This window comes from Paenibacillus sp. GSMTC-2017, assembly GCF_016019935.1.
GTDB lineage: Bacteria > Bacillota > Bacilli > Paenibacillales > Paenibacillaceae > Pristimantibacillus.
In genome coordinates, this window is sequence record NZ_JAECMT010000002.1 from 510547 (window position 1) to 533908 (window position 23362).

Annotated in this window: 18 protein-coding genes and 1 other RNA gene; 2 read left to right on the forward strand and 17 right to left on the reverse strand. The window is 40.5% G+C overall.

Features of this window, described 5'->3' with window-relative positions:
* Positions 1-9: 9 nt before the first annotated feature.
* Complete coding sequence (gene glgB, locus I6N90_RS09820; protein WP_197935334.1) at positions 10-1917, reverse strand: 1,4-alpha-glucan branching protein GlgB; 1908 nt, start codon at positions 1915-1917, stop codon at positions 10-12.
* A 680-nt stretch (positions 1918-2597) separates the two neighbouring features.
* Here glgB and I6N90_RS09825 point away from each other — a divergent pair.
* Positions 2598-3488, forward strand: coding sequence for a helix-turn-helix domain-containing protein (locus I6N90_RS09825; protein ID WP_197935335.1), 891 nt, complete (start codon positions 2598-2600; stop codon positions 3486-3488).
* 16 nt (positions 3489-3504) lie between these two features.
* On the opposite strand, the gene helD is transcribed toward I6N90_RS09825, so the two are convergent.
* The 6 genes from helD to I6N90_RS09855 form a co-directional block, all read right to left on the reverse strand.
* The gene (gene helD, locus I6N90_RS09830; RefSeq protein WP_197935336.1) at positions 3505-5847 is read right to left on the reverse strand and encodes an RNA polymerase recycling motor HelD; all 2343 of its coding nucleotides are present in this window, start codon (positions 5845-5847) and stop codon (positions 3505-3507) included.
* Positions 5828-8182 carry an alpha/beta hydrolase family protein gene (locus tag I6N90_RS09835; RefSeq protein WP_197935337.1) on the reverse strand — a complete coding sequence of 785 codons (2355 nt, stop codon included), beginning with the start codon at positions 8180-8182 and terminating at the stop codon, positions 5828-5830. The genes helD and I6N90_RS09835 overlap by 20 nt, the downstream gene beginning before the upstream one ends.
* Complete coding sequence (locus I6N90_RS09840; RefSeq protein ID WP_197935338.1) at positions 8170-8961, reverse strand: ABC transporter ATP-binding protein; 792 nt, start codon at positions 8959-8961, stop codon at positions 8170-8172. The genes I6N90_RS09835 and I6N90_RS09840 overlap by 13 nt, the downstream gene beginning before the upstream one ends.
* A gap of 141 nt (positions 8962-9102) precedes the next feature.
* Complete coding sequence (locus I6N90_RS09845) at positions 9103-9537, reverse strand: hypothetical protein (protein WP_197935339.1); 435 nt, start codon at positions 9535-9537, stop codon at positions 9103-9105.
* A gap of 7 nt (positions 9538-9544) precedes the next feature.
* On the reverse strand, positions 9545-9757 hold the full coding sequence (locus tag I6N90_RS09850) for a DUF1540 domain-containing protein (RefSeq protein WP_197935340.1): 213 nt from the start codon (positions 9755-9757) through the stop codon (positions 9545-9547).
* Between the two features lie 55 nt (positions 9758-9812).
* On the reverse strand, positions 9813-10313 hold the full coding sequence (locus I6N90_RS09855; protein ID WP_197935341.1) for a YpuI family protein: 501 nt from the start codon (positions 10311-10313) through the stop codon (positions 9813-9815).
* 177 nt (positions 10314-10490) lie between these two features.
* Here I6N90_RS09855 and I6N90_RS09860 point away from each other — a divergent pair, with 177 nt between their 5' ends.
* Entirely contained in the window at positions 10491-12335 is a 1845-nt protein-coding gene (locus tag I6N90_RS09860; protein ID WP_197935342.1) for a S8 family peptidase, read from the forward strand.
* 94 nt (positions 12336-12429) lie between these two features.
* Here the strand turns inward: I6N90_RS09860 and rnpB are convergent.
* From rnpB to glyQ, 10 genes are all read right to left on the reverse strand, one after another.
* An RNA gene (gene rnpB / locus I6N90_RS09865) (RNase P RNA component class A) lies at positions 12430-12833 on the reverse strand.
* A gap of 94 nt (positions 12834-12927) precedes the next feature.
* A complete protein-coding gene (locus I6N90_RS09870) occupies positions 12928-14049 on the reverse strand; it encodes a Nif3-like dinuclear metal center hexameric protein (protein ID WP_197935343.1) in 1122 nt (373 codons plus the stop codon).
* Complete coding sequence (locus tag I6N90_RS09875; RefSeq protein ID WP_197935344.1) at positions 14025-14798, reverse strand: tRNA (adenine(22)-N(1))-methyltransferase; 774 nt, start codon at positions 14796-14798, stop codon at positions 14025-14027. The genes I6N90_RS09870 and I6N90_RS09875 overlap by 25 nt, the downstream gene beginning before the upstream one ends.
* Positions 14798-15634, reverse strand: coding sequence for a hypothetical protein (locus I6N90_RS09880; RefSeq protein ID WP_197935345.1), 837 nt, complete (start codon positions 15632-15634; stop codon positions 14798-14800). Before I6N90_RS09880 ends, I6N90_RS09875 begins: the two co-directional genes overlap by 1 nt.
* Positions 15635-15724: 90 nt before the next feature.
* Positions 15725-16858, reverse strand: a complete 1134-nt coding sequence (gene rpoD / locus I6N90_RS09885) for an RNA polymerase sigma factor RpoD (RefSeq protein ID WP_197935346.1) — start codon at positions 16856-16858, stop codon at positions 15725-15727.
* Positions 16859-16893: 35 nt separating this feature from the next.
* Positions 16894-18726: a DNA primase gene (dnaG, locus tag I6N90_RS09890; RefSeq protein WP_197935347.1), complete on the reverse strand. Its 1833-nt coding sequence runs from the start codon at positions 18724-18726 to the stop codon at positions 16894-16896.
* Between the two features lie 140 nt (positions 18727-18866).
* Positions 18867-19337, reverse strand: coding sequence for a YaiI/YqxD family protein (locus I6N90_RS09895; protein ID WP_197935348.1), 471 nt, complete (start codon positions 19335-19337; stop codon positions 18867-18869).
* A gap of 79 nt (positions 19338-19416) precedes the next feature.
* Entirely contained in the window at positions 19417-20238 is an 822-nt protein-coding gene (locus I6N90_RS09900) for a pyruvate, water dikinase regulatory protein (RefSeq protein WP_197935349.1), read from the reverse strand.
* A gap of 33 nt (positions 20239-20271) precedes the next feature.
* A complete protein-coding gene (gene glyS, locus I6N90_RS09905; RefSeq protein WP_197935350.1) occupies positions 20272-22353 on the reverse strand; it encodes a glycine--tRNA ligase subunit beta in 2082 nt (693 codons plus the stop codon).
* Positions 22346-23233, reverse strand: a complete 888-nt coding sequence (glyQ, locus tag I6N90_RS09910; RefSeq protein WP_197935351.1) for a glycine--tRNA ligase subunit alpha — start codon at positions 23231-23233, stop codon at positions 22346-22348. Before glyQ ends, glyS begins: the two co-directional genes overlap by 8 nt.
* Between the last annotated feature and the right edge of the window lie 129 nt (positions 23234-23362).

Sequence of the window (23362 nt, forward strand, 5' to 3'; positions counted from 1 at the left end):
AACTCCTTCTTAAATTGTGTCCCCCATGTGTGGAGAAAGCAGCAGAAATGTGAGTGGGGGTAAATGAATGGAAATACTTTGCTCGCGACCATGCCACATTATATTTTCGCTTACGTAGCAGTCCTTCGCTTGTGTTACCCCTCCGCCAAATAGAATGTCATTGCTATGAATAATTGAGTAGTAATTGCCTGGCTCAGGAACACCGATTCGATAATCGTGGTAGTCATTTCTGGAGAAGTTGGCAACGATGATGGAAAGGCTAGAAAAGCCACAACGAATAAAGGATATGACGGATTGCTCATAATTATGAACATCTATCCAACTAAAACTTTCATGATCACTATCTCTTTCCCATAAGGATGGCAATTGACGATAGGTTTGGTTGAGTGTTTTGACATATTGTTGCATCAAATTGTGGGAGTCATATTGCAATACCATCCAATCGAGCATGTCACCATCTTTCCACTCATCGAACTGCCCCCATTCGCCTCCCATAAACAGAAGCTTCTTACCTGGATGCGTCATCCAATAACCATAAAATAGTTTTAATTGCTGAAATTTTTCTTCGTAGGAGCCTGGCATTTTATTCAATAATGATTTTTTGCCATGAACGACTTCGTCATGTGATAGTGGGAGAACATAATTTTCCGAAAATGCATAACAAAGCGAAAATGTGATCAGATGGTGATGCCCAGGTCTATCAAAAGGGTCTAGCTCCATATAACGAAGCATGTCGTTCATCCAACCCATATTCCATTTGAAATTGAAGCCAAGGCCTCCCTTGTAAGTCGGCGAAGTAACGGCAGGCCACGCAGATGAATCCTCTGCTAGCATTAAGGTGTCGGGGTAGTAGTGAAATACAGTCTCGTTTAATCTCTTGAGGAAGCGTAGAGCGTCTAAGTTGTCTCTTCCGCCAAATTCATTGTAGGTGTACATGTGGTGTGGTTTATCCATATGCAAGTTAAGCATATTGGCGACAGCGTCTACTCGTAGTCCATCAATGTGGTAGATGTCCATCCAAAAAATTGCGTTTGATATGAGGAAGCTAAGCACTTCTCTTTTGGAAAAATCGAAAGCAAGTGTCCCCCATTGTGGAAGCTCTGCCCGATTGGAATCAGCACCTTCAAAAATCGGTGTCCCATCAAATAATCGTAAACCGTGATTATCTTTACAGAAATGTCCCGGTACCCAATCCAATATGATACCGATATCATTCTGATGACAGCTATCAATAAATCTCATCAGTCCATTAGGATTCCCATATCGACTCGTTGCGCTATAAAAACCTGTAATTTGGTAACCCCATGATTGGTCTAGTGGATGCTCCATAATGGGCATTAATTCAATATGGGTGTACCCCATATCACACAAATAAGGAATGATATCATCGGCCATTTCCTCGTACGTATAAAAAATCTCTTTTCCCTTGATCTTCCATGAACCAATATGTACTTCATAAATCAAAAGTGGATTTGAATATGGCTTTCGTATTTTTTTTACGGATTGCCATTCTTCATCTCCCCAATGATATCCCGTCAAATTAGTAACAACAGATGCTGTCCCTGGCCTACGTTCGGCTAAAAAAGCATACGGATCACTCTTTCGAATTGGAATACCATCTCTAGTAATTAATTCATACTTGTACAATTCACCTTCTGATAGTTCAGGAACAAATAGCGTGAAGATGCCAGTTGTTCCTTGCCGAACCATAACGTGCAACTTTCCATTCCAGTTATTGAAGTCACCAATGACCCGCGCTTCAGACGCATTTGGCGCCCAAACTGTAAATCTTACACCATCGATGCCTTCCCAAACGATAGGATGCGCCCCCATAAATCGATAGCTATGATAAGAGGAGCCTTGATTGAATAAGTAGAGATCTTGCTCTGATAATCCATACAGCGATGTCTCAATCAACCGCAGCTTCACCTCCCAAAAAAGTAATTACGCTTATTATACATACTTCTGTGAAAAAAAACAGTCTATTTTCATAGAACATAACTCGACATAGTAGGTGTGTGTCATAAAACCTCACGTTTCGACGTGATTTTTATGTTGGCACTTATTTTACTAAACTCATTACGCGATTAATATAATAATGTTTAGAACAGTATCCTTTTGTCATAGCTCGCTCTTCACATTTAACCCAGCTACATTTGACAGTTTTCTTAACACGTCTTGGTCTAACGATGGAAGGATCACCATGGCGTAGCTTCCTCTGATGATGCATTGCACATAAACATTTGGCTTTGACAGGTTTTATACACCCTTCAATGCTACAGTTATTCACTTAAAGTCCCTCCTGATGTTAAAATTCTAATGACATTATTGCCTTGGAGTGGCACGGATTAATCTTATAGTGAAAGCGCTTAGTAATAAAGTTCGCTATACGCTCGTTAGAACGGGCAAAATCAAACATATACCCTTAATGCTACGTATAAGCCCGTTTATAGCTATGAAGTTTAAAATATTAAACAAACGGCATATGGAACAATAAAGAAGCCATTAATTGTTTGTTGTACAGGTTAGTTTAATATTTTATACTTTAATTCTATTAATTATGTGTGTTTTGAGTCAGAAGTAAGAGGTGGATTAATTTGTCCGTACATCATCATGTTTTTCAATTACTTAATCAACCAATGCTCATTCTCTCAGAACAAGACGGCCTTGTGAAAATAGAAGATGCAAATGAAGCTTACTTAGAACTAGTAGGCAAAACACTTGATGCAATTAAACAGTTAAAAAGTTCAACACTTAAAGAGAGTTACCATATTGACTTATCAAAACGAATAATCCGTAATGAAATCATCCAAACAAGAAATTGTGACTCAATAACTGTTCGAATCGAACAATTACCATTGCCCAAAGCCGAAAATAACAACATTAAAAGAGCATTTATTATATTCGAGGACCTATCTGCTCAACTTTGGATTAACGAACAGCAAGAAAAAGGTAAAGTTCTAATTAGCGGTATTGTCGACAAACATCTTCAGATTCGATTTTTTAGAGATCTGTTAGCTTCTTTTCTGGTAGATCCTGATCAATCGACAAATGATGAGCACTTACTGCAGTATATCGCCGATCATGAACGACAAAAAATGTTAGATACGATGGAAGCTGCAGCACACGTTAACCAAGAGCAACATATGACATTACAAACAAGTAAACTTGGTGGCGTGCAGCTCGAGTTTGAGCTAACTTTTATTCCTATATTAAATGGTTTTTGCGAATGCAAACAATTTGCATTCGTTATTTGGGATTTCCGCCCAACCGATAATGAGATTGATTCAGCAATGAAGCTTAAAATATGGATGGCTAAACGGGATATGTCAACCGGTCAATTATCAGCAGCAACAGGAATATCACAACAAACGATTTCTAAACTTCGTAATGGAAAAATCGAGAAGCCCCAAAGGCTAACAGCAGAGCTGATCGCATCGGAGCTTCAAGTTGATGTTCATGAAATATGGACAGTTATTCGCAAATAAATAATTGTACGTTGATTTATTCCAAGAATGGCGTCAACTCGCCTGTATAATATAGATGCAGTTCATGCATAGCACGAGTACAGGCGGTATAGAATAACTTCCGTTCGCTTTCTAGTGAATATACTTCGCTTGACGCATTGCAAATAATAACTGCATCAAACTCCACACCTTTCGCCAAATACGACGGTATGACGACAATTCCTTTCTGGAACGTTACCGTCTCCTGTTCAATAAGTCTCATTTCCGGGCAAATTGCCTGTAACTGCAGGCTTATTTTTTTTGCTTCCTCGGCTGTTTTGCAAATCAGTGCGACAGATTCATAACCCGAAGTGATCCATTCATTCATTTGTTCGCCGACTTTATTAATAAGACCTGCTTCATGGTCGAACTTAGTTATAGCTGGTTCAGCGCCATCTCGATTAAATGATTGGATCTGATCCCCACCTTGAATCATCTTACTCGTAAATTGTACAATTTGACGCGTCGAACGATAACTGCGACTCAGCACTATCTTTTCTGTTTCACTCGTATCGTATAGTTGTGATAACGCATGGAATATGTTTCCAGAACCTGAATGTGTAAAGATAGATTGATTATAATCGCCTAATACGGTCATTTTGCAATTCGGAAATATTTTTTTCAAATAATGATATTGGAAGGCTGAATAATCTTGTGCTTCATCAATGAAAAGATGTTTAACTGTAGTATTCGTCTGGAAACCTTCAAGCTTCTCCTTTAAATACAAATATGGAGTTGCATCCTCATAAGGCATTATTCCCGCTTCCAAGCTAGACAACGTCACATCGCTAATAGCTCCCCAGTTTGTAGGAAGTTCAATCGCCAAATTTGTTGACTGTTTAACTAATGATTGAACCTGTCCCTTACCTTGGAACAACGCTTTATATATAGCAGGTACATTCAAAAACTTACCTTGTTTCACTCTTTTCCGTATCGTTTTGAACTTTTCTTGAACGATTTCAACGGCAAGGAAATCTCTTTCCGCACGGTAATCATCAAACGATGATTCTGTAAATTTATTTTTCTTTCTGAGCTCTTGGAAAGCATGCACATATGCATCCTGATCCATCAATTCTATCTCATCATCTACCCATTTTTTCTCCCGTTCAAGTTTACTTAAACGAGTGAGCTCTTTAAGCAGCCACTTAGTTAACTCATTCAATCGATTCGGGATAGACACTTTTGAATCCATTTGATAAAACTGTTCGGCAATCAAGTCCTTCTTAATAATTGCCCGACCTCGGAAAATGATTGAAGAGAAAAGCAAACCTGAGTGACCAAGTGCCACAGTATACGCGTCCATAAGCTCCATAAATGCAACTTCTGATTTGTAGGAAATGCCGTCCATTCTTGCTTTATAATTTGCTTCATCATGTGATGTAAGCGTATATTCCATTTGTGTAAATGGATCTTCTAGCGCAAAGTCTCTAATTAGTCTGTGTTCCAAATATTGCTGATACGTCGTTTGCGCCATATTTTGTTCACCTAGTTCCGGAAGAACGGTAGACACGTAGCTATTGAACATCGGGTTTGGCGAAAATAATACGATTTGATTCGCTTGAAGCAAACCGCGATAGCGATAAAGTAAATAAGCAACCCGTTGAAGTGCAGCCGATGTTTTCCCACTGCCTGCTGCTCCTTGAACAATTAAAAGTTTAGCTTTTTCATTACGTATAATCCGATTTTGCTCCTGTTGGATCGTAGCTACGATACTTTTCATCTGAGCGTCGGATTGTCTGCCAAGTACTTCTTGCAGCAGTTCATCACCAATCGTGACTCCCGTATCAAACATACTTTTAATTTGGGCCTCACGAATGATATATTGACGCTTAAGTGTCATTTCTCCGCGAACTTCGCCGCCAGGCGTCTCATATTTCACTGGACCAGGACCATAATCATAATACAGACTTGAAACGGGTGCTCTCCAATCATAAATAAGATAGTTTTCGCCAGAATCATCCAGCATGGAACCAATTCCGAGGTAAATCGATTCACAATCGCTTTTTGGACTACCATCTTCTTTAATGTCGATTCTGCCGAAATAAGGAGACTGCTGTAATCTGAGCAATGTAGCCAGCTGCTGTTCCATATGCCTAAAGCTTCTTTCCCGCTCAGACAATATCTCCGCTTGCTGCTTCATACTGGCAAATGTTTCTGCTTCCTCAGCGGCATCTTCGAAGTTGACTGTCACGTCGTCCCAGAAATTTTTACGAACATCGACGATCTCACTTCTCGACCCACTCATTTGATCTTGTAAAAATGAAATTCTCTTCGTAATTACTTTGTTTAATTCAACAACACGTAACTGCTCTTCCTGCCATTCAGTTGTTGTACTCGACATAGGTACCCCCTTTTGATAAATAACCGATATCGTCGATCATGACTTTACCTTGATTACTATTAAAACGAAACTTAATTGACTTAATCTCCATAAGATCATTGGTTCCGATTGCATCTGTTTTATTTGTCGTATTAACACCTTTAAATTTTTCGATGGGAATAATATAGGTGTGCATCGTTGCTTCTGCCGCTTCGTTATATTTGTTTTCTTTTATGTGATGCTCCAAAAATCCCATAGATATAAATGAACTGTATATAGGCGACTGCACAGGCATAAATTCATTAAGCACTATACTAATTTCTTTACCTGAGTTCGTATTAATTACTACCTCAACCTCAGGTAAAGATGGCAGCGTAGTTAACTTCCCTTGTTCATTTACCACATTTTCAGTATCTTTTAATTTTTTTTCTTCATTATAAGTACGCAAAAGATGCCATTCCATATTCGCCATTGAAAATACAATACTACCATTACTTACATCCCCTAATCGGTTTGATAATCCATTGGATAGATTCATCTCAAACGATGCCGGGGCCTTATCCCATTGTAATACCAACCCGTCGGTTCCTTTACTATTATTATCTCGATCTTTTAATGGTTCTTTTTCTTTCTTGACCATATTTGATGCCGAAGTAGAAAGAATATTTGTATTTATCCTTTCAAAACGTTCAATTGCAACAAAGTCGGCCCCTTCGTATCGACCCATATACGTTGTATGCGGTAGAAATTCTTCTCCGCTACGGTAATCTTGGAATAACGCTTTGTATTCCGATTTCTGATGAAGAGTAGCCTCTAGAAATGCAGAAATGTAAACTTTTGCGATTTGACGTTGATTCTTTGGTGTAAGCATTCCTTCTTTGTTCAAAAATAATCCACCTGGAAGCCGCTCATCATTGCTCCCCCAATCCTCATTAAATTGACTGTGATTGGCATCTCCTATGTAAATGGATGCTTTAAACCTCTCCGACCGTTCATCAAAAGTCACTCTATTATATTGCCGATCTCCATAAAAAACGTTAACATCTGCATCCCTTGCACCCTGTAACGTTAAATAATTGACATTTTCTAAATTCGCAGACTTTTCGTCCACTCTTTTGTCTGTTGGGGCAATGGCTACAACAGATTGAATCGTTACGTTATCTAAACTTGCAAGTGAGTTATCATCAGCAAACCATTTCTTTTTGTCCGCTGCCATTGCGACTGCCTGTCCACCTCTTGAATGCCCGACCAATGCTATGTTAGACCAATCGACTGCTCCCTGTAATGGATTATTTGCAATGTGTCCACTATCCATTCCTTGAATGTGTTGTAGATGTTTAAGTAGTAACCATGCTCTCATTTTCATATCGTCATTCGGTATTTTAGACCATACAGAGAAGTTCATGAAGTTAGCATCTACAGATACAGCGATCATCCCTCTACTCGCAAGTAACTGTCCCAAATATTCGTATCCATCATCGGAGAAATATTCCATAAGATGATTCCCATGAGCAATTAATACCAAAGGAAAAGGTCCTTTTCCTTCCGGTACCCAAACACGTCCATTTATAGGCAGATCATGTTCATCAAATCTCCAAAACAATGTTTTGAGTCTAGACCAATCCGTAATATATTCAGTAGCATCCACAGAAGAAGAGATAACATCCGTATCATTACCAAAAATAGTTCGATGTTTATCTAATCCGCTTCCATAACTAAACGTTTTTACGTTGTATTCACCCTGCAATGAAGGGTCAGCAGCCATCCCTTTTACAATTGATGATGACAATTTCGCCACAGTACCAGATCGTATCGGATGTGGAGCAGGTGTTGGCCAATCAGAAATAATTGCAAGAGTAACAATCATAATTGCTGCTGCACTAGCAATACTAACTTTGAATAGCCATTTCAATTTCATCTGCATTAGCGCGGCAACACCAATAGATGCTATAACTGCAATATTTGCGTATAGTAAGCTCAAGCCTAGAGACATCCAAACTCCAAGCTCAGTAATGTGCAAAATAATAAAGGATTGAACACTATTATAAAACCATACCGCCAATAATCTGCGAGGAAGAGGTAAATATAGTAACGAAAAGATATAAGTAAAGATAAATGTCACAATACTCAGCAAAGCTCCATTAGCAACAAGAAAAATAATCATGTCCAACACTGTCCCGAGACCTGTTGGCATTCCTATAACTGCTACTGCCATTGCTAACATACTGAAAAATGCAGCAGCACCAGCCGCAACTCTTGTCGTATTACCCTCATAACAATGTCTTACATCATATCGACTGCGAAACCAAAATAATAGTTTCTTAGGTTTAGAAGGATTTTCAATTATAATCTCCATTCTTCACCTATGACCGAAAGCCAATATCTATCTTTTCTTTTTTCAATATTTACCTGCACATCAAAAAAATCACTCATTCGTTCTGATGCTAATACATGTTCTGTCTGGTCTGCTGCGTAAATCGCACCTTGCTTAACAAGTAAAGTTTGTGTGAAACAAGGCAAAATTTCTTCTATGTGATGAGTGACATATACTAATGTAGGTGCATTTTCAGTATTCACAATTGATGAAATCATATGTAGTAATTGTTCTCTAGCAAAAATATCTAACCCTGTACACGGTTCATCCAATATGAGCAATTTAGGATCATTCATCAATGCTCGTGCTATTAATACTCGTTGACGCTCCCCTTGCGAGAGTGTATCGTATGTACGCTGTTTCAGGTGACTACAACCTAATCTGTTCATCAAAGCATCAGCTTTATTCCAATCATTATCATCATAAGGATCATAAATACCAATCGTTGCATGTTTGCCACTAACAACTATTTCTAGAGCCTTATCACTTCCATGCAGCTTTTGCTGAAGAGAAGTGCTTACCCACCCAATGTTTTTACGAAGTAAACGTAAGTCATATTCGCCAAACTTATGTCCAAGAACATTAATTTGCCCAGCTGTTGGCCAAATATATCCATTGATTAAATTTAGTAAGGTTGTTTTGCCTGAACCATTAAGTCCTAATAAGCACCAATGCTCATGTTCTTTAACCGACCAATTAATGTCTTTCAGAATCGTATCGTCTCCGCGTTCCCAAGATACATGCGATAACTCAATAATCATCATTTTCCTCCCACCTGAATAATGAAGTGTCTACTTATCGATACTTAGCATTCTATTCTATCATATACAATAGCCATTGTAATCGAAAGCATCACATGAATAAGTTCCTCCCCTTGTTAGAGGAGGAACTTATTCAACGATTTACGTTAATGCATAGTATAACGGTACAATGATAACGTTAAGTGCAACAGCGATTAATCCAATTGTTATCGCCCATCCACCAAGTCCTTGTGATCCTTGACGATAAGCCAAATAACCAAGAACAGCCGCGGTAGCCCCCATTAATACTGGCCAAATAAACCATGAGGCGATAGCAAATATAAGTGATACATAACCTAAAGTACTGCTACTCGTATTTACATCGACATCTTCAACTACATCATAAGACCGGTTATCTACTCGAACTGAATTTGGTGATGGAACTGGTAGTCCGTGGGCAAAGTCAGCTCCCACTTCCTCGTTAACATTATCCAACTGATTCGGAAAACCGCTATTGGTAGCTGGAAACGTTTTTTCGTAATCCTTTTTGTGAGTGCGTTTTACTTGTTCATCGTTTCGATGATTAATCTCGTTCATTCGGACATCACTCCTTCGGTTTAAAGGTGTGGCAGCAAGTGGCAGCAGATTGCAAAGCTTGATCTTGGTGAAATAAACCAAGTTCATCACCTGCAAATTCTTCATGAAACGAATGGGATGAGTGCTGATCGATGTCGATAGTTATTTCATTTGCACCACAGTTGTTGCCTTCTTTCCAAAAAGTACAATTAGCGACACTACAAGATACGCCTTGTGGCATAAAAAAATCACCTCCGCTACTCAGTGTCCCTCGAGCGGAGGTGATTCATTCTGCCTTATTTTTGTCCTTGCATACGACGTGCAGTCATATAGTCGCTTTCATAATAGGAAAGATCATCACGTAGTTCTTCGTAAATTTTCGATATTCCAAGAATGACGTTACGTGCTTCACGAATCGGTTTGTATCTGAAACGTATAGCATCTTGTCCAGTGTAAGCATAACGGCCATCTTCAGAATAACATTCATTTTTAGGATAGAAAAAGGCATTTACTGAATGGTGATACACTTCATATAATACACGCTCGCCCTGTTCGATATCGAAATTAGGTCTTCTAAGTAGGACACCCAATTTTTCACCGGTAACTTCAGAATATACCAACAAATGCCGTAGATCAGACAACAAGCCTTTGTAGAAGAGCTCCGCACCTTCTCCTCCATCTTCTCCGGTCAGTTGGGGTAATGCAAAATTATTCAAAAATGGTTCAATCTGAGCAATAGCCCCTTTAAGCTTTTCTCTCGTCGATTCAGTTAGAGCTTTGACATTAGTAGATGGCATGGTGATGAATCCCCTTTCCTAATTCCAAACAAAAAACTATAAACACCAATATCGTACCACATTTTCCATAGAAACGGTACTGGCGTTTATTGATTTGTCCGCATAATTTCATCCCATCATTCGGAATCTATAGAGAAGAAGGTCCGATAAATCATTCCGTACTGGGGGAGAAGCCAAATGCGCAAATCATGGTTAACAGCTGGCGCCATTGTTGCCGCAGCAGCACTACTAATACCTGTCGCTTTAATGTTCACACCATCGCCAAAAAAGGAGCAACTCCAACCTTTATCTCACTCAGCAAGCAAAGAACAGAAACTTAAGCTTGCCACACTACAAAGCGATATGAATAACACCTCATTACTAATTACGTCTGAAACTAAAAAAGATTTCCGTAACATTATGCGAAGCAGTGCAAATTCATCCAAAAAAGCTTCTGATGTCATTCAAGCTTTAATGAACGAACATTCTCATCTAAGTTACGTTAGCTGGGTAGGAACTAATCAAAAAGCTCAACATGGACAACTACCAGCTTCCAAATCGAAAGTAGCTAAAAAGTATGTAACAGAAGCATCAGCAAAGGTAGTTAAAGGCTCTTCATACGAGTCTCCATCCTTTGAAGGTGCCGATGGAAGTCGATATGTTGTCATTGGTGAACCTGGCATTCAAACCAAGGGAACAGGTGTCATCGGAGTCATTAAACAAGACATACTAAAGGCCGTTGAGCTTCATCAAAAAAGAAATTTGCGATTAATTCCGTACCCTTCAGAAGGTAACTATAAAATTGAATCTGTTTTACCAAACTCAACAATTGATACAACCGTTCGTACAGGTGAGGACAACGGCAATGCAAGTCATTATCATAATCGCGATGCTGTTGTACATGTAAGAAAACAACTTAATAAACAAGACTTGGATAGAATACGAAAAGACATAAATATGGAGTCGGTTCAACAAATGGGCGACACCTATGTTTTCCGCTCAAAAACGTTAGAAGCGAAAGTATTGATGGAATATTTCAAGCAAAATTGGAATCCTGAATATGTAGAACCACACTATCTATACCTTACAAATGAAAATCATAATGAAGCAAATAAAGTTACTCCAAACGACGAGCTTTATTCTAAATATCAATGGAATTTACCTTCTATTAAAGCTGAAAGTGGCTGGACTGTTTCTACAGGCGACGAAGGAGTAGTAATCGCTGTCTTAGATACCGGAGTACAAAGTAATCATCCAGACTTGAAAGATCGACTTGTTAAAGGTATGAATATCGTGAGCAAGGATGCTGCTCCCAATGATGATGTTGGTCATGGTACTCACGTTGCTGGTATTATTGGCGCAGCAGTCAATAACGGAGAAGGAGTTGCAGGGGTTTCTTGGTATAACAAAATTATGCCCGTTAAGGTACTGGACAGCAGTGGAGCCGGTTCTACCTACTCTGTCGCACAAGGCATCATATGGGCAGTTGATCATGGCGCTAAAGTCATTAACATGAGTTTAGGCAACTATGCTCAAGCTGATTTCTTGCATGACGCGATCAAATATGCTTATGAACGAGACGTCGTATTAATCGCTGCCAGTGGTAACGATAATACAGAACGTCCTGGTTTTCCAGCTGCTTATCCAGAAGTATTCGCAGTAGCGGCAACCAATAGTAAGAAAGAAAAAGCTTCTTTTTCAAACTTTGGTAATTATATTGATGTAGCAGCACCTGGGGATAGTATTGCAAGCACTTATCCTGGTAGCCAATATGCGGCGCTGTCAGGTACATCTATGGCTAGCCCACATGTTGCTGCACTGGCTGGATTGATTCGATCAGTGAATCCCGATTTAACAAATGTAGAAGTTATGGAAATTATGCGTGTCTCCGCCAGAGATCTTGGGGCAAGTGGTAAAGATATTTATTTCGGCTATGGTGAAATAGATGTGGACAAGGCGCTTCATGCTGCATCGACTTATAGTGGTGCGTTGCAAACATTTCCGCAGCAAGTGAAACGTAAACTCGCACGTCTAACCAAATAATCAAGTTAATTAAGTTAACAACACAAAGGGCGCCATTTCATCTTATTGATGAAAGGCGCCCTCTATTTGTGTAATGATTAGTTATTTAGGTCGTGCGGAAAGTTTGCCGTAAGCCGGGTTCTGTACTTCTAGTGGTCATAACGGGAACGACCCTCCCACTGTAAAGCGACAATCATCTATCTAGGCCGTACATTGCTGCACGGCTCCAGCAACCAACCCGGACGCGCCTCGGGCTAAAGCTGCAGCTTAGGGGCTGCTGCGTCCTCTCGGTCTTGCTCCAGATGGGGTTTACCAGGAACGTAGTCACCTAAATTCCTCGTGGTCTCTTACACCACGGTTCCACCCTTGCCTGTGCCGCTTGCGCGGCCATCGGCGGTCCATTTCTGTGGCACTATCCTTCAACTCGCGCTGACTGGACGTTATCCAGCATCCTGCCCTGTGGAGCCCGGACTTTCCTCTCGCAGCAACAAGGCTGCCAGCGATTGTCTGTCAAACTTTCCGTAGAAAACTAAGTATACAAGGTTTGAACAGAAAGCTCAACCCCGATTCGTAATAAGATTTTTAGTTTTTTTACAACATCGCACCTTATTAACTAGATAAAGGTAAATGGTTCTGTGTTTAACTTAGAGAAAACGACGTTAGTGTCATATTTCCCTTCTACAAGCTTATCAGTTAACCATTCAGCAACTTTAACTTTCATTACTTTTTCAATGTTATGACCAGCATCGATAATGGAAATGCCTGCAGCCAATGCATCATGTGCCGTATGATAATCAATATCTCCTGTTATAAGGACATCAGCACCTGCAAATGTGGCATGCCTTACATATCTTGCACCAGAGCCGCCTAATACCGCAGCTTTACGCACAACTCGATCGAGTGGACCTACAACACGTAGCATTGGTACATCAAACGATTGTTTTAATAATTCAGCAAGTTCACCAAGTGTAGTGGATTGTTTAAGTTTTCCTGCTCTTCCTAAACCAAAAGTTCTACCCTTAAGATCTACAGGATACAAATCGTAAGCTACTTCCTCATACGGATGTGCTTTAAGCATCGCATTTACTGTTTTGCGATGTAAGCTATACGGAACAATTGTTTCAATTCGAACCTCGTCTACTTTTTCAAGCTCACCTTGCTTACCAATAAAAGGCTTTGTTCCATCACCCGGCTTAAAGGTTCCTGTCCCCTTGATGTTAAAGCTACAGCTATCGTAGTTGCCTATCTCACCTGCACCTGTTCGCCAGATTGACTCTAAGACAACTTCATGATGACTTTCAGGAACAAACACGACTAGCTTATAAAGCTTATCCGTATGAACCTCTTCCAAACATGACCTGCCTTTTTCTTCAATACCTGCTTGATCGGCTAACCAATCGTTGATGCCACCATCAGCCACATCTAAATTTGTATGTGAAATATAAACTGCGATATCATTTTTAATTAGCTTTTCATAAAGCTTACCGGCAGGAGTTGAAGTATCAAGCTTAGCTAACGGTCTAAAAATAATCGCATGATGCGCAATGATTAGATTTGCACCTTCAGCAATAGCTTCATTAACAACCTCATCAGTAACGTCCAATGCGATCATCACTTTAGAAATAGGCTTGCTGAGAGTTCCAAGTTGTAATCCAATTCGATCATTTTCTACAGCATAGTGTTTCGGAGCAAGCTGCTCCATGTATTGGATTACTGTTTGTCCATTTGCAAACAATTCAGCACCTCCTGGATGGATTTCATTTCTGCTTGGAATTGTTTCCGTTTCAATGCTGACTCTGGAAGATCTGAACTGCTAAGTTTATCGCATATCCACTCAATTTTATTTATTTCATTCTTCCACTTTTTAATCAGAGCAGGATGAGGATTTCGAAGTAAATAAGGACCCATACGAATCAAATACGATGTTAAAGTTGGTTTGTCCCAATCTATTTGCAGGAATGAACCATCATACATTTTCTCATTATGCTCAGCCGCATCAGTAGATTTACTTGCATGAAGTACTTCATAAATTTTACCATCCTCTTCAAGAATGGTTTCATCATTTAATTTCCAGCCTCTATTCAAAAGCCAAATACGAACGGCATCTTCGCCCACATTAGGCTGAAGTACCAATTCACTTACACCATCTAGCTTGCCAGCAATATAACCCGCTTCAAGAATTTCACTCATAAGACTTCCACCCATACCTGCGATCGTAACTGTATCCACCTCTCCGGCTTCCAAAACAGCCAAGCCGTTACCTTGACGAACGTTCAGGCGATTTGTTAAACCAGCATCAGCCGCTTGCTTCTTAGCCGCTAGCATAGGGCCATAGTTAAGTTCACCCGCTATTGCCGATGGGCATTTCCCGCTTTGCAATAAATAAACCGGCAATAAAGCATGATCCGATCCAATATCTGCAACCCGATTATTAATAGTAATATAATCTGCAATCCTTTGCAGTCTTTTTGATAATTTGATCATTATACAACCCACACCATCCATTGCTTCCGCAACGTGAAGAGAAGTCCTCCACCAATTGCGATTTTTATTAATAACTGCAGTTCCAACCATATTGATTGTTTCACTATAACTAACGTATACAATTCCGGCATAAACCATGCCAGCGCACAAGTAACGAATAAAATAGCGGACACCGGCTTAGTCCAACGATGTACAAACCAACTGCTCCATCCAAACAATATCGCAAGCGGGAGCCAATACAATTGAATTTCATAAAAGTTAGGTGTATTTGTAAACTTGGATAGCAGCCAACCGTAAACAAGTAACCCTGTTAACCAGCCACATAGATGTAAAACGGGTATACGTGTCATAATACCATATATAATCCAAAACAATGAACTTAAGACGAGAAGCCCTGTTGTCCATCCCCAATGATCAAGCTCATGCAGATCCTGTATATGTAAGCCGCCACCTAAAAATAACAACATGCCTATCCCGGTTAACGTAAGACCAACCGCTTCACTACGGCTTCGGAGCCGGTTACCGATCCATAAAAAACCGAATACAGCAGCCGCTAATACTGCTATTTGCAATGCGGGATGAAAACGGCTAAAATAAAGCACAACGAAGGAAATTAAGGTAAAAGTTCCAAAAGTAAGCAACCATTGTTTACCAGTCGCTCTTTGCACAGCAGCTATAGCTTTACCAACCGTATGTAAAGGTGGTCCTGGGTCTCTTTGCTCTTCTGGATCTGCATATAAATTAAGCAGAAAATCACAATATTGGTCTGGTAGCAACTTGCTTCTACGCCAATGATCAATCTCTCTAACAATAATTTGCCTACGTTCCTGATTCATATCGTCGGTGTCCTTTCAGATCGTTTCATTCCCTGATTGGAAAAAAGACCTCGCTGCAAGAGCAGAAAGGTCGTTGTCATATCTATTTAATTATTCAAGAAAGTCTTTCAATCGTTTACTGCGGCTCGGATGACGCAATTTCCGAAGTGCTTTAGCTTCAATCTGTCTAATCCGCTCACGAGTAACGCCGAATACTTTACCTACTTCTTCCAATGTTCTCGTACGACCATCATCAAGTCCGAAACGTAAACGCAATACGTTTTCTTCTCTTTCAGTCAATGTATCGAGTACATCTTCCAGCTGTTCTTTCAAAAGTTCGTACGCAGCTGCATCAGCTGGCGCAAGCGCTTCTTGGTCTTCAATAAAGTCACCTAGATGCGAATCATCTTCTTCACCTATTGGTGTCTCTAATGATACAGGTTCTTGAGCAATCTTCATTATTTCACGAACTTTTTCTGTGCTGAGTTCCATCTCAACTGCAATTTCTTCCGGTGTCGGTTCGCGCCCAAGTTCTTGTAGCAACTGACGAGAAACACGGATTAGTTTGTTGATCGTCTCAACCATATGAACAGGAATCCTAATCGTACGCGCCTGATCGGCAATCGCACGTGTAATGGCTTGACGGATCCACCAAGTTGCATAAGTACTGAATTTAAATCCCTTTTGGTGATCGAACTTTTCGACTGCTTTAATTAGACCCATGTTACCTTCTTGAATGAGATCTAGGAACAACATTCCTCTACCTACGTAACGTTTCGCAATACTTACGACTAGACGAAGGTTAGCCTCAGCTAGTCTACGTTTTGCTTCCTCATCACCATTTTCAATCCGGATAGCAAGTTCAATCTCATCATCAGCCGAAAGAAGTGGCACACGTCCAATTTCTTTCAAGTACATTCTGACAGGGTCATTGATTTTAATCCCCGGTGGCAAAGCCAGATCATCATCGAAGTTGAAGTCGTCCCCTTCACGTTCTTGCTCTTCTCCAGAAGCAGCCCGAAGTGGATTTTCTTCTTCATTTTCGTTTAGCACCTCAATACCTAAATCATCAAGTTGCTCGAAAAATTCATCAATCTGTTCTGGATCTTGGTCAAAAGGAGATAACTTCTCAATAATTTCTTTGTACGTTAAAGAGGATCTCTTTTTCCCGTGTTCAATTAAACTATCTTTAACCTGGTCTAACTTTTGTTCGGCATCTAATTCAGTATGTTGATCGTTCGCCATGTTCCGACTCCCTCCTCCCTAGAACATTCATGAAGTCAACTTTTCAGCTGTCTCTCTAGGGTTATAATCTCAAGTCCTAATTGTGCAGCCTTTAAGGCTTCACCAGCACGTTCAGCACGCACCAATTCTTCTCGCTTGTGTTCAATATCCCGAAGCAATGGTACCTTCTGGATCGTTCCTATATAAGCATCCATTACCGTCTCGTCAAACGGGAAATCGCCGTCCATCATTAAAATGGATGACGCCGTCTCTTCAAGACGATCATCTTGCAAGGATTCAATAAACCGAGCGGCATCCGGTTCATAACCACCTGCATAATAGGCGTATAAATAAGCAGCAAGCGCTACATGATCCTCTACATTAAACGAATCGCCAATCCGCTGATGAACAGCCTCAGCTACGTCGTGATCCCGCATCATTACATGCAGTAATCTCCGCTCCGCGTACGTATAAGCTGGTAGAAGCTTGGGCGCTCCAGACGTACGGCGCTTTTCATTCCTACCATTATTCCACGAATTGTCGTTATTATCCCTTTGCGGTCTTTTTTTTAGCAGTTCTGCACGGATACCATGGCAGTCCTGCTTGAGGGAATCAAGTGAAATGTCAAACTCACGAGATAAATCCTTCAAATAAACTTCACGCTCAGTAGAGGAATCAAGCTCTGCTACAATTTCTACCGCTTCCAAAAGATAGTTTTTTCGGCCTTCTTCTTTTAGCAGTATATGGTTTTTCCTAGAATATATAAGCTTAAATTTTGTAACTGACACGGGTTCATCAATAACATCTCGAAGAAATGAGTCCGGACCGTTTTCACTTATATAATCATCGGGGTCTTTCCCTTTAGGTAGCATTGCAATCATTACTTTGAGTCCTACAGCTTCAAGCATCGGAATAGACTTGAAAACTGCGGCTTGTCCAGCATCATCACCATCAAAACAGAGCAATACTTCTTCGGCATGCCGCTTCAAAATAGAGCAATGCTCATCCGTTAGCGCCGTCCCCATCGTAGCTACTCCATTTAATACACCAGCGCTCCATGATTTGATTACATCCATGTAGCCTTCGAACAATACTATCCCTTTGCTTTTCCTAACGGCTGATTTCGCGTTGTGCAGATTATATAATGTTCTGCTCTTCGTGAATAACATCGTCTCGGGAGAATTTAAATATTTCGGCTGTCCATCCGTAATGATTCTTCCTCCGAATGCAGACGCCTTGCCGCTACTATCCCATAATGGAAACATAATGCGACTTCGGAAACGATCTACATATCCGCTACCATCATTTTTGGCTGACAATAAACCGCCCTTCTCCAGCAAAACGGGATCGAACCCTCTACTTGTCAGAAATCGTGCCAATACATCCCACTCATCAGGAGCGTATCCAATCATAAAATGATCGATCAAACGATCGCTTAATCCCCGTTCACGCAAATAACGTTTGGCTCCATCTCCTTGCTTCGTATTGTTTAGCAAGTAATGATAAAACTTAAAAGCCAATTCATGAGCTTCAATGAGTTTTTGACGATTAGGATCCTGAACTGGAGCATTTCCGCCATCTTGCGACACCCAAGTAACCGGGATACCACTTTCCTCTGCCAAAACTTTTACAGCCTCAGGAAAAGAATAGCTCTCCATCTCCGCAACGAAACGAATAACATTGCCGCTTTTTCCACAACCGTAACAATGGAAGATCTGAAGCTCCGGTGTTACGGTAAACGAAGGGGTTTTTTCAGAATGAAATGGACATAACCCCTTCATATATTTTCCCTGCTTCGTAAGATGAACGTACTTCCCGACCGTTTCTACAATGTCATGACGTTTGCGAACAGCGTCAATGACGTCCTCCGGTATTTTACCGTATGTCATCGTACATCACCTTCATCCTAGTCACACATACGCTTACGGTTCTGAATAAGGGTTTCTACTTATTCAGACACGATTAACGATGAATCTAAGTCAAAGCAGGAGAGAGAACATAAAGTTATTTTGATTTTGTATATTATTCGCTAAACGTCATGTTTCTCCTGCTCGTTTTGCAAAACTTTTGTCAACTTTTGTTGAAAAGCTATCCGATCGCTCGTTGTCATTGCTTTCGGACCTCTTGTTCTGCCACCATTTCGCCTTATTCTAGCGCCTTCATGCCGACGTTCCATCAAATAGTCAATATTTTCATCGGTGTATTGTTCACCTCTTGGTGAAAGTACGATAGCACCTTTTGCTAACGAAATACAGGCTAGTCCAAAGTCCTGTGTCACTACGATATCTCTTTTGGAAATATGATTGACAATATAAAGATCGACGGATTGATCGCTTCGATCCACTTGCACGATCTGTACGCCATCTTGTGGGCTCATTCGATGATCATGTGAGGCGACCATACATACAGCAACACCAAATGTTCGTGCAGTCTCTGCGATCTCTGTTTTGACCGGACAAGCGTCCGCATCCACTACAATGGTTTGCTTAAGTGCAGTCATTCCTGATCACCGCTTATTATGAAATTTTGTTCCCTTATTATTATATACGGCAGTTCTACAAAAAAATCCTGCAAGTACATTACTGAAGTCGAACATATTCCATGATAAGACTTGCCGTTTCCTCAACAGCCTTATGTGAAACGTCAATAACGACGCAGTCAAGTTGCCTCATAATACCCTCTGCATAATGTAATTCCTTTTCGATTCGATCGGTAGTTGCATATGCAGCAGTATTTGGCAATCCTAACGCCTTAAGTCTTTCCTTGCGAATGACATTCAAATAAGAAGTATCAATTGTAAGTCCAATAATCTTCTTCTTTGGAAGTTTAAATAATTCTTCCGGTGGCTTTAGCTCAGGTACTAATGGCACATTGGCTACTTTGAACTTCTGATGAGCCAAATACATCGAAAGTGGTGTTTTCGATGTACGTGATACGCCTACAAGTACAATATCAGCTTTAAGTACACCCGATGTATCTCTTGCATCATCGTATTTAACCGCGAACTCGACTGCTTCTACTTTTCGGAAATAATCAGCGTCAAGAACATGGTTTAATCCAGGTTCTTGACGTGACTTTTTGCCTGTTTTCTGCTCTAGTGTTTCAACTAGCGGACCTAACAGATCGATTGCATTAATACCACAAGCTTCAGTCAACATCTTCATACTGTCACGGAGATGAGGCATAACAAGCGTATAAAGTACAATAGCTTGAGATATCTTAGCCTGCTCCACTACTCGCGCCAGCGTTCCTTCATCTGTAATAAAGGGTGTTCTAATTATTTCTGCTTGTATGGGGTGAAATTGTGCGATTGCCGCACGAACGACAAGTTCGCCTGTATCACCAGCTGCATCGGACACTACGTATACGATTACTTCTGGTTTACTATTTACGTTTGGCATGACACATCACCTCCTTTTGTTCGTGTTACTAAATTACCAGACAAGCTTAGAGAAATCTGCAACTTGTGCAATATCACTTGCAATGGCTGACAAAGTAGCTAAACGATTATTTTTAACATTTTCTTCTGGAGCCATTACCATTACACTGTCAAAATATGCGACGATTTCTGGCTTAAGACTAGCTAATGTTACAACTGCTGCGTTCATATCGCGACGTTCAATTGCTTCATTGAATACATCTCTTTGAGCAAGCCATGCTTCGTACAGTTTAGCTTCTGCAGGCTCAGCGAATAGGGACGTATCAACTGTTGTGCTCGTAGCTTTAGATGCCAAATTACTAACTCGGTTGAACGCTTCAACCGTAAGTTTGAATTCTGCTTTCGCATCATCAGATGTGTTTGCTTGCACTGCTGCAGCACGGCTTTCAATGAAAGCTGGACGATTAAAACCAACTGTCATAACCGCATCAATTACATCATAACGATACGATTTTTCAGACAGCCAATTTTTCACACGCAATGCAAAGAAATCATTTAGATCTTTACGCACGTCATCAGCAGAACGTTTCAAACCTCTTTGCTCATGAACAGTGATAGCAATATCATATAATTCGTCTAAACCAAGATCTAAGTCGAACGAAAGGAGAATTGAAACGATACCTGCTGCTTGTCTGCGAAGTGCATACGGATCTTGAGAGCCAGTCGGAACGATGCCGATAGAGAAACAGCCCACAATCGTATCGACTTTATCTGCAAGACTAACTACTGCTCCAGTTAACTCAGATGGTACGCTATCTCCCGAGAACCTAGGTTTATAATGTTCATTTACTGCCTTAGCAACTGAATCATTTTCACCAAGTTTGCGCGCATAGTCTTCACCCATAACACCTTGAAGCTCTGGAAATTCATTTACCATCAAGGAAACGAGATCGAATTTACAAATTGCTGCTGCACGTGAAATATTTTGCACTTCTACTTCTTTCACTTGAAGCTTATTAGCAATGGCTTCCGCGATCGTAGTTGTACGACGCACTTTATCAGCTACCGTTCCAAGAGCTTCGTGATAAACGATCGTTTCAAGTTTTGTAACTGCATGTTCAATCGTTAGCTTATGATCCTCTTGGAAGAAAAACTTCGCATCGGACAATCTTGCACGAAGTACTTTTTCATTTCCTTTTGCAACTACGTCAATGGAGCGAAGATCACCATTACGTACAGTTACGAAGAACGGCAGCAGCTTGCCAGCTTGATCAAGCACTGGGAAGTATCGTTGATGTTCTCTCATCGAAGTAATGAGAACTTCTTGTGGAATGTCCAGGAATGACGGATCAAATGAACCAAATAAAGCGTTAGGGTATTCAACTAAGAAGAGTACTTCTTCAATCAAATCTTCTTTAATCGCAATAACCCAGTTCTTTTCTTTCATAAGATCGTTAATTCCTTTAAGAATAAGCGCTTCACGCTCTGTAACGTCAACGATAACGTTTTGCTCACGAAGACGCTCCTTATAAAGTGAAGGTTCTGCAATTATTGCATCTTCACCTAGGAAACGATGGCCACGAGACACATTGCCCGTCGAAACACCCGTAATTTCAAATGGAATAACGTCTTGACCGAACAATGCCACCATCCAACGAATTGGACGAATATAACGAAGTTCATGACTACCCCAACGCATATTTTTCGGAAATGACATCGATGTAATTAGATGGCTAAGTCCATCTGCCAAAAGATCCGCTGTAGCAATACCAATGTTACTTTTTTTAGCGTAAACATATTCAACACCAGCTAACTCTTGAAAGTACAACTGCTCAGGATCTACACCTTGACTACGTGCGAAACCTAAAGCGGCTTTACTCCAGTTACCCGACTCGTCTTGAGCAATTTTGCGAGAAGGGCCCTTCGCTTCCTCGTTACTATCTGCTTGTTTCTCAGCAACACCGTTTACAAGGACAGCGAGACGTCTAGGAGTTGCAAAAGCTTCTACAGAACTAAATGTTATGCGAGACTCAGTCAACCATTTTTCTATTTTATCTTTTAATTGGTTCATTGCTGCACGTACGAATCTAGCTGGTACTTCCTCAAGACCAATTTCCAGCAATAAATCTTTAGTCATGCTGCTCAGCTCCTTTCTTAAGCAATGGGAATCCAAGACGTTCTCTCTCTTCCAAGAACGTAGCTGCAATTTGTCGTGCCAAGTTTCTTACTCTCGTAATGTATCCTGTTCTTTCCGTCACGCTAATTGCTCCACGAGCATCAAGCAAGTTAAATGTATGTGAACATTTCAAAACGTAATCGTAAGCTGGGAAAACTAGGTTATGTCCCATCGTTTTTTGCGCTTCCTCTTCATACATCGAGAACAACGTAAACAACATAGCTGTATCGGACGTTTCAAATGTATATTTGGAATGTTCATATTCAGGTTGCAAGAACACATCTCCGTACGTAATGCCTTCTACCCATTCAAGGTCAAACACATTTTCCTTTTGTTGGATATATGAAGCTAGACGCTCCAAACCATACGTTATTTCAACTGCAACTGGACTAGCGTCAATGCCTCCAACTTGTTGGAAGTACGTAAATTGCGTAATTTCCATACCATCAAGCCATACTTCCCAGCCAAGACCCCATGCGCCTAGTGTAGGAGCTTCCCAGTTATCTTCAACAAAGCGTATATCATGATCTTTAGCATCGATACCAAGACGCTTTAAGCTCTCTAAATATATTTCTTGAATATTATCTGGAGATGGCTTCAATATAACCTGGAATTGATGATGCTGATAAAGCCTGTTTGGATTTTCACCGTAACGACCATCTACAGGACGACGAGAAGGTTCCACATACGCTACGTTCCATGGCTCAGGTCCAATGGAACGAAGAAATGTCATCGGATTCATCGTTCCTGCACCCTTCTCAACATCGTAAGGCTGTACAAGAATACAATTTTGTTCTGCCCAAAATTGTTGAAGCGTCAAAATCATGTTTTGAAAATTCATTTAGCTCGACTCCTTTGTCTACATTAATTTGTCTATAAGAGACAATCGATCTGGAGCAAACATTGTTTCGGCACACAAAAAACTCTCGCCTCTACGTCTGCTCCCAGACGTAGGGACGAGAGTTATATT